The sequence below is a fragment of the Enterobacter cloacae complex sp. 372C4 genome (assembly GCF_050030615.1).
GTDB lineage: Bacteria > Pseudomonadota > Gammaproteobacteria > Enterobacterales > Enterobacteriaceae > Enterobacter > Enterobacter intestinihominis.
The window spans coordinates 2,595,176-2,610,968 of sequence record NZ_JBLGUQ010000001.1 but is presented as its reverse complement, the minus strand read 5'-3'; the positions used below and the strand labels follow the sequence as shown (position 1 = coordinate 2,610,968).

Sequence of the window (15,793 nt, the reverse complement as noted above, 5' to 3'; positions counted from 1 at the left end):
CGATAAGGCAAATCTACGCCGTAAATGACATAGTAAAAAGACACAAAAAGCGTGAAATGAGGTAGGACATGAAGCCGGGCTATCATGAGATTTATTCCCGCTATCGCGACAACATCACGCGCGGCGTGCTGAAGCCGGGCGATAAAGTGCCTGCCATCCGCGTGCTGGCGGAAGAGCTTAAGGTCGCGCGAAAAACCGTCGAGACGGCGTATGCCATTCTGACGGGCGAAGGGTATCTGGTAAGCCAGGGCGCGCGCGGGTCGCGGGTGAACCCGGATCTTCTGCTGCCCACGCAACACGCCCCCACAGAACAAACGACCGGCACGCTGCCGGCGTCGTTGATTAACCAGCGCGAACGGGCCGGTTTTCTGCGCCCCGGCATTCCGGCGCTCGACAGCTTCCCCTATAAAAAATGGCTGCTGCTGGCGGGCCAGGCGACGCGCGCCATGCGTCAGGATGAAATGCTCAACCCGCCGGTGCTGGGCTGGTATCCGCTGCGCGAGGCGATTGCCCGCTATCTCAATATCTCGCGCGGGTTATCCTGCACCGCCGAACAGGTACTGATCACCAGCGGCTACAGCGGCAGCCTGCGCCTGATCCTCGACACGCTTGCCAGCCGCAGCGACAAGGTGGTGTTTGAGGATCCGGGCTATTTTATGGGCCAGCAGTTGCTCAAGCGGATCGTGCCCCGCCTGCACACCGTGCCGGTTGATCGCTGCGGCATCGATACGGACTACCTGCTCCGTCATCATCGCGACGCGCGTTTTGCCATCGTTACCCCGTCGCATCAGAGTCCGCTGGCGGTGACGCTCTCACTGCCGCGCAAGCAGCAGATGCTCGACTGGGCGTCACAAAACGAGGCGTGGATTATCGAAGACGATTACGACGGGGAATTTCACTACACCCGCAAAGTGCTGCCGTCGCTGAAAAGCCTCGATCGGCATGACAGGGTGATCTTTATGGGCACCTTCAGCAAAACCATCATGCCTTCACTGCGCATGGGCTACGTGGTGATGCCCGCCAGCACCGTCGGGGCCTTTACCGACTGCGCGGACATTACCACCAGCGGCCAGCCGGTGCTGACGCAAAAAATCCTCACCGCATTTCTCAACGAAGGGCATTTTTTTCGTCATCTGAAAAAGATGCGCGCCCTGTATCAGATCCGCCGCGACTGGATGATTGCCGCCCTGGGTGAGGTCTATGGTGATCTGTTCTTCACCGAGCAAAACGACGGTGGAATGCATATTGTCGCGTTCCTCGCAAAGGGAAGCGCTGACCGGGAGATCGCCCGCTGCTGGCAGGAACAGCAACTACAGGTTAATGCGCTGTCGGAGTGGTATCGCGGGTCGGGCAAACGCTACGGGCTGGTGATGGGCTATAACAACGTGCGGTCATATCAGGAGGCGGTTGAGCTGCTGGAAAGGCCGAAACGGCAGACGCTTGCGCTGTTGAGTTGAAAACCGCCGGGTGGCGGCTGCGCCTTACCCGGCCTACGGTCTCCTGCAGGCCCGGTAAGCGTAGCGCCACCGGGCAACCCTATGCTTACACATCATATCGCGATAACCCAACGTCCTTGAGCTGCTCGTCGCTCATCTGGCTCAGAATGCGGCGGGTACGGTTGATGCGATACCAGTTACGCAGCGTTTTCGCTACCCAGACAAACGCGATAAACGGACGTTTTGAACGATTCTCGTAGAATTCCATGATGCTCTCCTCGCTGTGCCAGTGGGGTTATCATCATGGAAAACGGCCAGTACAATACAGATTCAAAAACTGCTTTTGTTTACCATACAGATCCGCTAAAACGGTATCTGCATGGCGTTTTATCTACCAATCTGTACTGGTTTATTAATCTGTATGGTGAAAACAAAGGATACAGCATGACGCGCTATCAACATCTGGCCAACCTACTGGCGGAACGTATCGAACAAGGGCTGTATCGCAGCGGCGAACGTCTGCCGTCGGTACGCACGCTGAGCCAGGAACACGGCGTGAGTATCAGCACCATACAGCAGGCCTACCAGATCCTCGAAAATCTCCAGCTGATCACGCCCCAGCCGCGCTCCGGTTATTTTGTCTCGAAACGCAAAGCGCAGCCGCCCGTACCGGCGATGACGCGCCCGGTGCAGCGCCCCGTGGACGTCACCCAGTGGGATGAGGTGATGATGCTGCTGGACGCCCGCGCCGACAAAGAGATGATCTCCTTTGGCGGCGGCTCGCCGGACATCAACCAGCCGAGCCTGAAGCCGCTGTGGCGCGAGATGAGCCGCATTGCGCAGCATAACCCTGGCGAAATGCTGAGCTATGACGTGCTCGATGGTCGTCTGGAGCTGCGCGAGCAGATCGCCCGCCTGATGCTGGACGGCGGCTCCACCGTGGCGGCAAACGAGATTGTGATCACCAACGGCTGCCACGGCGCGCTGTCGATCGCCCTGCTCTCGGTGTGCAAGCCGGGGGATATCGTGGCGGTCGAGTCGCCGTCGTTTCACGGCACCATGCAGATGCTGCGCGGCTTCGACATCAAGGCGATTGAAATACCTACCGATCCCGAGACCGGGATCAGCATCGAAGCGTTAGAGCTGGCGCTGGAGCAGTGGCCGATCAAAGCGGTGATCCTGGTCCCCAACTGCAATAACCCGCTCGGGTTTATCATGCCGGAAGCGCGTAAAAAGCAGGTGCTGGCGCTCGCCCAGCGGCACGATATTGTGATTGTGGAGGATGATATCTACGGCGAGCTGGCCGCAGAGTACCCGCGCCCGCGCACCATTCACTCGATGGACATTGATGGCCGCGTGATCCTCTGCAGCTCCTTTACCAAAACCGTGGCGCCCGGGCTGCGCGTCGGCTGGATTGTGCCGGGGCGCTATTACGACCGGGTGATGCACATGAAATACGCCGCGGGCGGGTTTAACGTGCCGGGCACGCAGATGGCGGTGGCGGCGTTTATTCGCGACGGTCATTACCATCGCCACGTGCGGCGCATGCGCCAGATTTATCAGCAGAATATGGAGACCTACACCTGCTGGGTGCGGCAGTATTTTCCGGCAGAAATATGCGTTACCCGCCCGCAGGGCAGCTTCCTGCTGTGGGTCGAGCTACCGGAGATGGTCGACATGGTGTGCGTCAGCAAGCAGCTGTGCCGTCTGAAGATCCAGGCTGCGGCCGGGTCGCTGTTTTCCGCCTCCGGTAAGTACCGCAACTGTCTGCGGATCAACGTGGCGCTGCCGCCGACGGATAAACATCGCGAGGCGTTGAAAAAGATGGGTGAGGCGATTGTGATTGCGATGGAGGGGTAGTGCGGCCTGTTGCCCTCACCCCGGCCCTCTCCCACAGGGAGAGGGTGAAAACCGATCCCGTAGGCCCGGTAAGCGCAGCGCCACCGGGCATTGGCTAACGACTCAGAACGTCCACGAAACGCTGCCGACAATGCTGCGCTCTGCACCGAAGTAGCAGTAAGAGAGCGAGTTACACGCCGCAACGTAGCTTTTGTCCGTCAGGTTATTGACATTCAACTGCGCGCTCACGCCCGTGAGCCCCACTTTCGACAGGTCATACCCCACGACCATATCCACCAGGGTGTATGACGGTAGCGTATGGGTGTTCTGACGATCGCTGGCGATCCCGTTGACATAGCGCACGCCGGAGCCGACGGTCAGGCCGTCCAGCGGGCCGCTTTTGACGTCGTAGCTCAGCCAGGCGCTGGCCATGTTACGCGGGGCATAGACGGCGCGCTTGCCCTCCTCTTCCGGGCTGCTCTTCTTGTAGCGAATATCCGTGTAGGTGTACGCCGCCTCCATACGCAGGCTGTCGGTCAGCTGACCAATCGCCTCCAGCTCAACGCCTTCGGATTCGATTTCACCAATGGAACGGTACGGATCGGTCGGCTCCTCTTTAGTGGCAATGTTCTTCTGGTTGATGCGGAACACCGAGGCGCTGAACTGGCTGTTCATCCCCTCTGGCTCATACTTTACGCCCGCTTCCCACTGCTTGCCCTTCATCGGATCCAGGATATTCCCCTGCTCGTCGGCAAAGCTGGTCGGCGTAAAGGCGGTGGAGTAACTGACGTACGGCGCGACGCCGTTATCAAACAGATACAGCAGCGCCGCGCGGCTGCTGAAGTTGTTTTTATCCAGATCGCTGCGGGTATGGTTGAAGTTGTCGACGTTCGACACGCTCACCTGGTCGTAACGCCCACCCAGCGTGAGGCGCCAGCGGTCAATGGACATCTGATCCTGCAGGTAGTAGCCGGTCTGGCGCAGCTTATGCTTTTCCCTGCTGTACTGGGTGATATAGTCCGGCTTCGCGCCATAAGCAGGATGGAAAGCGTCAATCGGCGGGAAGCCGCCGTAGTAGCCGGTGACGTTGTTGGTGCGGTCCTGGTAGTCCATGCCGATCAGCACGCGGTGGTTCACCTCGCCGGTATCGAAGCTGCCGTCGACCTGGTTATCCAGGGTGATGGCGTTCATCTTCTCATCGGAGCCGGAATAGCCGCGGTTCAGCTCGGTGTCGTTCAGCCAGCCTGCGGCATACACCTGGTTCAGCTCGACTTTGGTGTGCAGGTAGCGCAGCTTCTGACGCACGGCCCAGCCGCTGTCAAACAAGTGCTCGATGTTATAACCGACCATATTTTCCCGACGATCGTACTTGTCGTAATCGTCTTCACCTTCAAAAAAGGTGTTGGAGATTTTCTTACCGCTGTGCGGCACGACGGTGCCCTCATACGGCAGGCCGGAGTGGCTGCCGCCTTCCGGATCGCGGTGCAGGTAGGCCATCAGATCCAGACGGGTATTATCGGTGATACGCCAGGTCAGGCTCGGCATCAGCGCGTAACGCTCTTCTTTGAGCGGATCGAACTGGGAATCGGCATAGCGGGTCATCCCGCTGAGGCGTACCGCCACGCGGTCGTTATCATCAACCGGGCCGGTGACGTCGAACATCGCCCCACGCTGGTTATTGTTACCGGCGAAGAGCTTGATCTCCCCGCCCGGATCGAACGATGGCTTACGGGAGGTGAGCGCCACGATGCCGCCCGGCGATGAGCGACCGTACAGCACGGAGGCCGGGCCGCGCACGACTTCGATACTGTCCAGGAACCACGGATCAACCACCAGCGAGCTGTGGGAATTGGTGTCGCCCATCATCTTCAGGCCGTCGAGGTAGACGTTGTCCAGGCTGCCGTCCGAGAAGCCGCGCAGCACCATGTAGTCGAAGCGGTTTGATGCCCCAATCTGGTTGCTGTAGACCCCCGGCGTGTAGCTCACGGCCTGACGCACGCTGGTTGCGCCCTGCTCTTCGAACTGCTCGCGGGTGACGATAGAGACCGATTGCGGGGTTTCAATATCCGGCGTTTCAAGCTTGGTGGCCGCAGACTGCATCTGCGAGGTCACCACCACGGTGTCAGTTTTTTGGGCATCCTGCGCCAGTAAAGGAAAAGCGACGCTACCGGTAACCCATCCCACCAGCAGTGCCAGACGCGATTTAGCAAACATAACCCTCTCCAGAGATATTTCTTATTGTTAATAAGAATTATTACCTTTTTGAGGGTGCAAACAGCTATGCGCGCCGCCAGGTTATGTATGCGCGATGCTAAACCGCACGGGATACGTTCGCGCGATGGACAAAATTACGTTAGCGGAGTTTGCGCACGTCACCCGGTGAAATCCCGTAATGACGACGAAACGCGGTGGCGAAGTTGGTGGCATGCTGATACCCGCACATCCAGGCGGCCTGCTGTACGCTATGGCCTTCCAGCAGATAGCGACGCGCCAGCGCAAGGCGACAGTCGCGGAGATAATCGAAGAGTGTGCAGCCGTAGCGTTGACGGAACTTGCTGCGCAGGCTGCTTGGGCTCATGGCAGCAAGGGCTGCCAGCTGCGCGAGTGTATGGTCACGTTCAGGAGACTGTTCCAGCAGGCACCGGACGCGTTCCAGACGCGCATGCTCAGGGCGGCTCGGGCAGGGCAGCTGGCACTGGTTCAGGCCGTGGCCGAGCAGCTGGTACATGAGCCCCTCCAGCAACAGCTTACGCGAGAGCATGCTTCCCCCCTGCCGCTGTGCATGCTGAATGCCTGACATCACAAACTCGGGAACGTGCCAGACAAACGCGGGGGTATTCAGGCTTTGCCATTCCAGCAGTAGCGACTCAAGCAGGGCTTCACGTCCGGCATCGTGCGGGTACACGCCAAACGAGAGCGTTTTCAGCGTGCTGTCAGCATCGTGACGCGCGCTCATCACCTGATCTTCACTCAGACGCGAGCTGAACGCCATGCCCGGGCGGACGGGATAATCGATACCATTGAGCGTGAGCGTCACGCACCCTTCCAGCACCACCAGCATATAAAGCGGGCTGCTGTGGCGAGAGGTGGTTTCATAGGGCTGTAATACACGTACGTCGGAATGGGTCAGTGAAATGCCGGACGAGAGCGTCATCTCTTCAACATTCCCCTGCAACACGGGGCTGCCGCTGACCTGCTCATCTTTTAGCTGCGGGAAACGGTAGTCGATGCCGTAGCGCTCGCCGAATATTTGAAAATCCTCAACAAAAAATATGCGCTTCGCTGATGTATTTTCACTCTGGAGCATAATTCGGAGCCTGCATCGGGGAAAGGACAGGCAAAACAGTACCATTCATTTGCCATGGCAGCAATCACCGGGCGCAGACACTATTACGCTCCGGACAAAGCCGGAGCGAAGGCGTATATTTCTTTACGAGAAATATATTTATGCTTCCTGCCACTCAGCAAAAACCTCTTTATGGTTTTTGGTCAGGACAACTTTATTATCTTCGACCTTATCGACCCAGCCGAGAGGAATAAAGTGGTGCTTGCCGCCTGATTCCGGGTCGCTCTTCGCAAGCTTGATACGCTCACCATCAAGATGGTCTACAACCCCGACATGCGTTCCGCAGCTGGCGACAACCTGAGTGTGATCCTTAATTGCGCTTTTATCTACCATATTCATTCTCCTGTTTCGGTTATTTGCCTGTTGCACGAAATTAACTGTAGCGCATAAATTCGGACCTGAAATGCGTATTAGCATTTTGAAACATCATTGACAGAACCGAATATTATGTCTATTTAGCGCCGAATTGAAAAAATAAGAATAAGATTAATTATTAGCGACTGATTATTTCCCGTTCATAATTAAAGTAGCGCAACCAACGAGGAGGTATTTATGACGATTCGCAACAATCGGACAGAAATTTCGCTGGCTCTTGGTGAAGCGGTCTTAGACATCGTGCAAAAAGGCCATGAGGTATCGCGAGAAAATCTCGCCCAGGCGATGAAAATTAAAGCGGAAAAAGAGCGCGACGATGAGCGGCTTCTGAACTACTGGAAGGCCTGTAATATGCTGGTTTGAACGTAGCGGCGTTTAGTCTGACTAAACGCCGCTGTCTGTTACTCGTCGAAGTACCAGTATCCCTGGTTAATCAATCCGGTCAGCTCTTCCACAAACGCCGGATTATTCAGCGCTACACCCAGTTCGGCCTGGCCGAGCTGGGTGTAGCGGGACAGCGCGTCCGCCCCGTTCACATCCGCCGTCTCCAGCTGTTCGCTGTTGATAAAGAAGCTGCCGTTGATGTTCAGCACGCGCAGCCCGCTCAGGCGTGATAGCGTTTCGCCCCCTTGCAGCGCGTCGAGCACCTCGTCTGCGGAATACGGCGGCTCGGCGGCGGCAATATCCAGCTCGTGACGCGGCGTGGAGACGAAGCTGCCGAACCATTTTGTAAAATCATCCGGCTTGCTAATCATGTCGATCATCATCTGGCGAATGCGATCGAGCTCGTACTGCTCCACGCGGCCCGGGTGTTCGCGGCAGGTCAGATCCGGATCGCTGTAGTGCTCGCCACCCAGATCGTTTTCCAGCGCGTAATCGGCAAAGCTGCTAATCAGATCGCGACCGTTCGGCCCGCGGAAACCGACAGAGTAGTTGAGCGCGGTTTCATGGGTGAAGCCGTCATGCGGGAATCCAGGCGGAATATAGAGGATATCGCCCGGGGCCAGATCTTCGTCAATGATTGGCTCAAACGGATCGACGTGCAGCAGGGCCGGATGCGGACAGAACTGACGCATCGGCAGCTTGTCACCCACGCGCCAGCGACGGCTACCCATCCCCTGAATAATAAACACATCGTACTGATCGATATGCGGCCCAACGCCGCCGCCCGGAACGGAGAAGGAGATCATCAGGTCATCGAGACGCCAGTCCGGCAGGACGCGGAACGGACGCACCAGCTCTGCGGCGGGCATATGCCAGTGGTTCACCGCCTGCGCCAGCAGAGACCAGCCGGTTTCACCGAGGTTATCGAAATGCTCAAACGGGCCATTGCTCGCCTGCCACTTGCCGTTAGCATGGCTTACCAGGCGGCTATCGACTTCCGGCTCCATCGCCAGACCCGCCAGTTCATCAGGGGTAATGGGGTCGACAAAATTCGGGAAGGCATTTTTCAGCACAACGGGTTGTTTTTGCCAGTATTTCTCAAGAAATTCCGGCCAGTCGAGGTTCAGTTGATACGCCATGGTTAGCACCAGTGAGAGGGGAGACAGGCGCGATTATAGAAGAGACAGCCAGGGGGGAACTTGTCATGGGTCAATCGAGCGCGCGTAGGTCGGGTAAGGCGAAGCCGTCACCCGACGCACGCGCGGGCTAAAACTTAATCCAGGTTCAGCTCGTCATAATGGGTGATCAGTTTGCCCACGATGCCGTAGTCCAGCGCTTCCGCCGGTGACATCCAGAAGTTACGGTCGGTGTCCTTCTTCACTTTCTCCAGCGGCTGGCCGGTGGCGTCAGCAATCAGTTTGTTCACGCGTTCCAGCATGCGGATAATCTCGCGCGCTTCGATTTCGATATCCGTTGCCTGACCGCGCACGCCGCCCAGCGGCTGGTGGATCATAAAGCGGGTATTCGGCAGCGAGTAGCGGTGCTCTTTTTTCGCCGCCAGGAAGATGGTGATCCCGGCGCTTGCCACCCAGCCGGTGCCAATGACGTGCACTTCCGGTCGGATAAACTTAATGAAGTCGTGGATGGTGTCGCCCGCTTCCACGTGGCCGCCCTGGCTGTTGATGTACAGCTTGATCGGATCGTTGCTGACGCTTTGCAGCAGGATCATCTGAGTGATGACTTTCTGGGCCAGCTCCTGGTTGATCTCACCGGAGATGACAATCGAACGGGATTCCAGCAGTTTTTGCTGTAGAGCGCCCGCGCCGCTTGTTCCTTCCGCTTTTTCTTTATCGTCACTGCTTTTCAGTGTGTAGTGCATCGTTATGTCCTCAGCTTGTCGCGCTCAAAATCAGAGTGTAGCCTGTTTTACCCGTCGGCGTCCTCACACAAAACATCGTGGCTCAGGATGAATATCGCCTGTGTCACGCACTGGCTTCGCAGCCGGAAAGGTCTCTAAAAACAGCGTTCCGATCCTAACCAATTCGCCACATTTTTATTACACTTTCATATCATCTTCATATTGCCGAATGATAATAATTATTAATGTGTTAGTATGAATGAGGATAGCAAACAGTCGCTTACGTTCAAAAAGGCGCATTTTATTCTCGATGGTTTACTGATCACACCGGGGCGGTGAATGGAACACATTGTTTATGTGGTTGATGACGATGACGCTGTCAGGCAGTCCGTTGTTGGGCTGCTGGAATCAGCGGATATACACGCCCTTGGCTTTTCCTCAGCAGAAGCCTTTCTCAGCCATCCCTTTGAGGATCTGCCCTCCTGCGTGATCCTCGATATGCAGATGCCCACGATCACCGGGTTTGATGTCGCAGATGCGCTGAAAGCCAACGGGCGAGAAATACCGATCATTTTTCTCACCGGTCACGGCACCATCCCTATGTCCGTCCGGGCGATCAAAGGCGGGGCCTACGAATTTCTCACTAAACCCGTTGAATCCAGCGCCCTCATTGGCTCTATCGAATCCGCGCTCAGGCTGGCACAGCACAACGCCGCCCGCGTCAAAGAGCACTACGCCCTGAAACAGCGCCACATGTCCCTCACGCCGCGCGAACATGAAGTGCTTGAGCTTGCCATCAGCGGCAAGCTCAACAAGCAGATCGCCGCCGAGCTGGGCGTCAGTGAGATTACGGTGAAAGTACACCGCCGCCGGGTGATGGAGAAAATGCAGGTCCGCTCCGTGGCCGAGCTGGTCAGGGCCGTCGAGCGCCTGACAAAACATCAGCCAGCGGAATAACCGTTACGCCTCCTGTCCGGCAAGCGGCAACGCGAAGGTAAACACCGTGCCGTACGGCTCTCTGCGGCGCGCGCTCAGTTTTCCCCGGTGCCGTTCAATGATGCTGGCGCTGATGGTCAGCCCCATCCCCATTCCCTGCGCTTTGGTCGAATAGAACGAGTCAAAGATCCGCTCGGTGAGCTCCGGCTCAATGCCGCTGCCGGTATCGGCGATCTCAAAGATCACCTTCCCTTCGGCGCAGTTCGCGGTGGCGATCGTGATGCTGCACGGGCGATCCGTCACTTCCGCCATCGCTTCCATCGCATTCATCACCAGGTTAAGCAGCACCTGCTGGATCTGCACGCTGTCGCCGATGATAAAGCTGTCGTCAGCGTTCAGGAGATAATCAACGCTTATGTGTCGCAGCTCAAGTTCGCTGCGGGAGAGCATAATGATGTGGTGGATCAGGAAGTGCAGATCGATGCGCGTAAACGTGGGGTCCTGTTTGCGCGTCAGAGATTGAATGCTGCGGATGATCTCCCCTGCCCGCTCGCCCTCGGCGGCGATCTCCTCCAGCCCCTCGCGCACTTTGTCCAGCCGCGCCGGATCGCGGTTGAGCCAGCGCAGGCTCGCGCCGGCGTTCGAGACAATCGACATCAGCGGCTGGTTGATCTCGTGCGCGATCGAGGAGGTGAGTTGCCCGACGGTGGTGGCCCGTGAGACTCGCGCCAGATCCGCCTGCGCCACCCGCATCGCATCTTCCGCCGCCCGCTGGCTGGTGATGTCGGTAATGATGCCGTAATACTCATTCACTTCGCTGCCCACGCCCACCGGATCGCCAATCCCGAGAATGTAGCGAACGGAGCCGTCGGTGCGGATAATGCGAAACTCCGCGCGCATCGACAGCCCGTCACGCACGCTCTGATTAACGAGGTTACCGATCCGGCCATAATCATCCTCATGCACGAAGGTCAAAAACTCCGCCATTGAGATCATCTTTTGCTGCTCCGGCAGGCCAAGAATACGGGCGTACTCTTCGGACATAAACATCAGATCCTGCACCAGCTCCCAGCGCCAGCTGCCGGTATGGCTGATTTGCTCACCCAGCATCAGCGAGGTCTGGCTGGCGCGCAGCTCTTTCTCCACCCGTCGGCGGTGGATGTTTTCCGCCAGCAGCTCGGCGTAGAGCCGTGCCGTCTCCAGCGAAACCGCCGCCTGCGCGCCCAGCAGGCTGACCACGCGCGAATGTTCGGCGGTAAACACTTCCGGCATCAGGCGGTTTTCCAGATACAGCACCCCCACCAGTCGCGCCTGTTTGAACATCGGGACACACATCACGGCGGCGCCGGACGTCACCAGATAAGGATCCTGGCTGAACGGGTGAAATTCCTCCGGTTTGCCGGTGCGGATCTCCTGCCCGGTGCGGATCACCGCGGCAAGCACCGACAGCGGCATGTCCGTCGCCATCGGTGTCTCTTTCAGGATGCGAACCCGCACCCCGTCGGTGCTGGTCCAGGCGCTGGCTTCGATCTCCGGGATGTGATTATCGCTGACGCGAAGCAGCAGGCCACGCTGCGCCCCGGCCCGTTCAAGCAGCAGCGTCATCAGGTTTTCAATTAAACGCTCGAGGTTGATTTCTTCGGACAAGGCGCGTGAGGCTTTGATGACGCTCTGTAAATCGCGGATCACCTCGTTCTGGGCAAATGCCACGGTGTCGTACGCGCGGCTCTGCCCGGAGGCCAGCAGATGCGGGAAATCCTGCTCCAGCTGACGCACCTTGGCCTGCGCCCCGGCGCGGCCCCAGGCGGCAATCGAACCGCGGAAATGGGCGTCGGAGGCGGTCGGGTAGCCGCAGGCCAGCGAGAAACGCCCTGCCAGCTCGTGGGCCAGGGCATTGATCGGGTTAAACCCGCCCTCCCGCGAGAGCCGCACCGCCTTTTCATACTGCTCCAGCGCGATGCTGTTCATGCCGTCCAGACGGACGATTTCGGCATAAATCAGCGCCTCTTTATCGGCAAACGTGCCCGGATTGATCCGCGCCCAGAGGGCAATTTTGTCGTAATGGTGATGAATACTGCGGCGATAATCCGCCGAGAAGGTCTCCGGCGTAAGCTGGCGGGAGAGCGCCAGCGCGCTGTAAAAATGGTAATCCAGCAGATGGATATGGCCCGGTGCGGACCACGCATACCAGCCCGCCCTCTCTAAATCCGCCTGCGCGTCGGCGTATTCGCCGCAGGTAAAGTGCGCCATCCCGCGATAGAGCCAGTACCAGAACAGCATGGTCGAGGTCTGCTCGGGCGCCTGCTCCGGCGGTGCGGGCAGCAGATCGTCAGGCAGCGCCTGGGCGGCGCTCCATGTGCCCGTCACCGGCGTGCGTAAAAACTCCACGTAGCGGCGCTGAATGTGCAGAACGGTTTCAATGTCCTGATAATCCGTTTTACGCACAAAGGCCAGACCGCGATCGATGCTGGTCAACACGCCGTCCAGATGATCGCCCCGGGAGAGGAAGTTAATGATCTGGTGACAGGCCGCGAAGCAGGCCATCGTCATGTCGCCGTGGGTCACCGCCGAGGTAAAGCAGGCCTTGGCGCACTCGATAGTGTACGACAGCGGCTGGGTCCAGACGCTGAGCTGGTCGAGCGGCAGCAGAGTTTTAGCTTCATAGGCATCATAGCCGTGGCGGTTCACCAGCTCGCGAGCCAGCGTGCCGTACTCAAACCCGAGACGGTATTCGGCGTAGCGGTGGCCAATCAGCACGCCAAACCAGGCCATCGCCGTGGTGGATGCGCCGGTTATGCCGCGATCGAGCGTGAGGTGCATCATCCGGCACAGGAGTAAAAAGTGCAGGCGCGGGCAGGTAAAGCTGGCGAAAATACTGGCGCTGTAAAGCAGGTTCATTACCGCTTCGGTCTCCGCGCTCTCCATCAGCTTAAGCTGAGTAAATGGGTTCTGCGGCGCGTCGGCGGTGCGTTGACAGAACTGCTGCCAGGCCTCGTCACATTCGGCATTTTCCGGGTAGCGGCTGATCTGGATCCCGAACACGCCCAGCCAGCATAACGACGCCTCCAGCGCCAGGCGGATCTCCGACTGGCGCATATAGACTTCCGCCAGCAGGTTAGCGGCCAGCGCTTTCTCCGTCAGCCCGCCCGGTGAGCCGAGGATCGTATCGCACAGCGCGCGCGTGCGCTCCAGGTGCCCGAGCGCGAACTCACAGCCCGCCTCTTCGATATCCAGCATAAAGTCCGAGACCGGACCCGCGTTCCCCAGCGCTCTGGCGGTCTGGATGTAACTTAAGGCGGAAAGGTAATCGCCGGTACGCTTCGCACGCCGCGCGGCCTGGAGGCTCAGCTCACGGAATCTCTGGCGCTGCGGCGCAGGCTGGATGCAGTCCAGCGCGGCGCTGACGTGGTGAACCGCGCGGAACAGCAGTTCGTTACCCGCCGTCTGCCGCGCGGCATCCGCCAGCAGGCTGGCGGTGGTCAGGTGCAGATGGCTTTTCTCGCCCTCATCCAGCAGGGCAAAGGCGGCTTCCTGCACCCGATCGTGGGTAAAAGCGTACTCTTTCTCCGTCAGCACTATCAGCTGAGCGGTAACCGCCGGATGAAGGGCGTAGCGGATTTCCGCCGCCGACTGCCCCACCACGCGGCACAGCATCTCCAGCTCGCCCGTGCAGCCGAGGCAGGCGATGCTGCCCAGCAGGCGGCGCGTCTCGTCGGGCATCTCCTTGAGCTGTTCAAGCACCAGCGTCACCACGTTCTCGGTGTAATGCCGGGCGCGGATGGCCTGGAGATCGTAATGCCATTTCCCCTGATATTTGTTGTGCACCACCAGTCCGTCATCGACGATGCGGCGGAAAAATTCCTGAACGAACAGCGGGTTGCCGCCGGTTTTTTCATGGATCAGCGTGGCAAGATCGGAGGTGCCGGTACTGCGGGCATGAAAAATCCCCCCGAGCCAGCGTGCCACGGCCTTCACCGACAGCGGCTGCGGCACGATCGTCATGGCATGCTGCGCCGCCTCCGGCAGGCTCGCCAGCGCGGTTTGCAAGCTGGGATCAGAAAGCGAACTGAGATCGCGGTGCGCCACCACCACCAGCAGCGGGATGGCGCCGCAGGCGCGCAGCAGGTGATCGAGCGTTTGCAGGCTGGCGGCGTCGATCCACTGCACATCATCCAGCAGCAGCACCAGCGGCGCGCCCTGGGTGGCGAAGGTTTTCACCAGCGCCAGCACCATATGGCTGAAGCGCGCCCGCGCGTCGATGGAAAATGTATCCGCAGAGAAACGCGGTTTATTCTCAAGAAATAAATTCAGCTCCGGCACCAGGCTGACAGCCAGCTCCTCGAAGCCTTCCAGCGCGCGCGACAGGCGGGTTTTCCACGTCGCCACCTCCCCGGCTGGCAGCCCGAGCAGGTGCAGCGTGAGCGTCCGAAACGCCGAACTCAGCACGCCGTAGGGCTGCGTGGGAGAGTATTGATCGACCTTGCCCACCGCCAGCAGCACCTTGCGCTGTTGCAGCGATTTCAGCGTGGTGGCGATCACGGAAGATTTGCCGATCCCCGACGGACCGCCAATCGTCACCAGTTCCGGCGCACCGCTCTGGCTGACCAGCTCAAACGCGGCGATGACGTCGCTGGCCTGCGGATGCGCAGAGAAAAGCGAATCGGCAAGATGGATCGCCGGAGAGCGATCCTGCTGGCCGGGAATAAAGTCGACGATCTCACCTTCGGCGGTCAGCGTCGCCTGGCAGCGCCTGAGGTCGGCAATCAGCCCGTCGACGGTCTGATAGCGATTCTCCGGATTCTTCTCCAGCAACTTAAGGATAATGGTCGACAGCATGCCGGGTACGTCCGGACGCACCCGGCCCGGCGCAAGCGGCTCGGAGGCAATGTGGTAATGCGCCCAGTTAGTCTGGTCATCAGCGCTCAGTTCAAACGGCAATCGCCCGGTCAGAAGTTCATAAAGCACGATACCCAGACTGTAGAGATCGCTCCGGCTGTCGACGGCGCGCCGGGTACGCGTGGTGTGTTCCGGTGACATGTAGGCGGGCGTGCCGCCAGACGCGGCAAGCCGGGACTGCGAGAATGCGTCGGAGGTGGCGCAGGAAAGACCAAAGCTGCACAGACGGCTGGTGGCGTCGTGATGAACGAAGATCGACCCGGGTTTGATATCGCCGTGGATCAGGTTGTGCAGATGCATCTGGCGCAGGGGACCGCAGATGCGGATCGCCATCTCGATAAAGCGGGCGATCCCGGAAATCGCCTTACCTGCCCGGCACGCCAGCAGTTCAAAGCAGAACGGCGCGTAGACCAGCGCAAAACGTCCGCGGTACTGGGTTGAAGCGACGGGCCGGATAGCCCAGCCGTCATGAAGTCGATCGCGCAGGGCAAACTCGTTTTTAAGCAGCCGCGTTGCCCGCTCCTCTTCTTCATCGCTGACCGCGGTGGCAATAATAAACGAACCGCCGGACTGGGGATGCCGCCCGTTCATCCAGGAGATGCCGCCCTCCTGCGCCAGCACGGTAAAAATAACATCCTCTTTCAGAACAAAAGCCCGCCCTTCATGGAGACTTCCCCGGGCGGGCCAAAATGCAGGCGACGTTTGTTCGTTCATCCGCGATCC

11 protein-coding genes are annotated in these 15,793 nt (G+C 58.9%); 4 read left to right on the top strand and 7 right to left on the bottom strand.

Annotation, left to right across the window (positions count from 1 at the left end; translation table 11 throughout):
• The first annotated feature begins 68 nt into the window (after positions 1 to 68).
• Positions 69 to 1,457, top strand: coding sequence for a PLP-dependent aminotransferase family protein (locus tag ACQG11_RS12555; protein WP_426728409.1), 1,389 nt, complete (start codon positions 69 to 71; stop codon positions 1,455 to 1,457).
• Positions 1,458 to 1,542: 85 nt separating this feature from the next.
• Here ACQG11_RS12555 and ACQG11_RS12550 read toward each other — a convergent pair whose 3' ends face one another.
• Complete coding sequence (locus tag ACQG11_RS12550) at positions 1,543 to 1,704, bottom strand: DUF1127 domain-containing protein (protein ID WP_003863073.1); 162 nt, start codon at positions 1,702 to 1,704, stop codon at positions 1,543 to 1,545.
• Positions 1,705 to 1,880: 176 nt separating this feature from the next.
• Here ACQG11_RS12550 and ACQG11_RS12545 point away from each other — a divergent pair, with 176 nt between their 5' ends.
• A complete protein-coding gene (locus tag ACQG11_RS12545) occupies positions 1,881 to 3,296 on the top strand; it encodes a PLP-dependent aminotransferase family protein (protein WP_023305386.1) in 1,416 nt (471 codons plus the stop codon).
• Between the two features lie 102 nt (positions 3,297 to 3,398).
• Here the strand turns inward: ACQG11_RS12545 and foxA are convergent, their stop codons facing one another.
• The 3 genes from foxA to ACQG11_RS12530 form a co-directional block, all read right to left on the bottom strand.
• Positions 3,399 to 5,507 carry a ferrioxamine B receptor FoxA gene (gene foxA, locus ACQG11_RS12540; protein ID WP_426728892.1) on the bottom strand — a complete coding sequence of 703 codons (2,109 nt, stop codon included), beginning with the start codon at positions 5,505 to 5,507 and terminating at the stop codon, positions 3,399 to 3,401.
• Positions 5,508 to 5,628: 121 nt separating this feature from the next.
• Positions 5,629 to 6,582 (bottom strand): helix-turn-helix domain-containing protein, encoded by a 954-nt coding sequence (locus ACQG11_RS12535; protein WP_426728408.1) that lies wholly within the window; start codon positions 6,580 to 6,582, stop codon positions 5,629 to 5,631.
• 138 nt (positions 6,583 to 6,720) lie between these two features.
• Positions 6,721 to 6,954 carry a DUF2171 domain-containing protein gene (locus tag ACQG11_RS12530; RefSeq protein WP_003863067.1) on the bottom strand — a complete coding sequence of 78 codons (234 nt, stop codon included), beginning with the start codon at positions 6,952 to 6,954 and terminating at the stop codon, positions 6,721 to 6,723.
• Positions 6,955 to 7,173: 219 nt separating this feature from the next.
• Here ACQG11_RS12530 and ACQG11_RS12525 point away from each other — a divergent pair, with 219 nt between their 5' ends.
• Positions 7,174 to 7,359 carry a hypothetical protein gene (locus ACQG11_RS12525; RefSeq protein WP_010427252.1) on the top strand — a complete coding sequence of 62 codons (186 nt, stop codon included), beginning with the start codon at positions 7,174 to 7,176 and terminating at the stop codon, positions 7,357 to 7,359.
• Between the two features lie 38 nt (positions 7,360 to 7,397).
• Here the strand turns inward: ACQG11_RS12525 and ACQG11_RS12520 are convergent, their stop codons facing one another.
• Both ACQG11_RS12520 and ACQG11_RS12515 read right to left on the bottom strand, forming a co-directional pair.
• Positions 7,398 to 8,519, bottom strand: coding sequence for a cupin domain-containing protein (locus ACQG11_RS12520; RefSeq protein ID WP_180243916.1), 1,122 nt, complete (start codon positions 8,517 to 8,519; stop codon positions 7,398 to 7,400).
• A 134-nt stretch (positions 8,520 to 8,653) separates the two neighbouring features.
• Positions 8,654 to 9,259, bottom strand: coding sequence for an ATP-dependent Clp protease proteolytic subunit (locus ACQG11_RS12515; protein WP_022646928.1), 606 nt, complete (start codon positions 9,257 to 9,259; stop codon positions 8,654 to 8,656).
• A gap of 318 nt (positions 9,260 to 9,577) precedes the next feature.
• On the opposite strand from ACQG11_RS12515, the gene ACQG11_RS12510 reads away from it, so the two are divergent.
• The gene (locus tag ACQG11_RS12510; RefSeq protein WP_022646926.1) at positions 9,578 to 10,195 is read left to right on the top strand and encodes a response regulator transcription factor; all 618 of its coding nucleotides are present in this window, start codon (positions 9,578 to 9,580) and stop codon (positions 10,193 to 10,195) included.
• Between the two features lie 3 nt (positions 10,196 to 10,198).
• Here ACQG11_RS12510 and ACQG11_RS12505 read toward each other — a convergent pair whose 3' ends face one another.
• On the bottom strand, positions 10,199 to 15,784 hold the full coding sequence (locus tag ACQG11_RS12505) for a trifunctional serine/threonine-protein kinase/ATP-binding protein/sensor histidine kinase (RefSeq protein WP_426728407.1): 5,586 nt from the start codon (positions 15,782 to 15,784) through the stop codon (positions 10,199 to 10,201).
• Between the last annotated feature and the right edge of the window lie 9 nt (positions 15,785 to 15,793).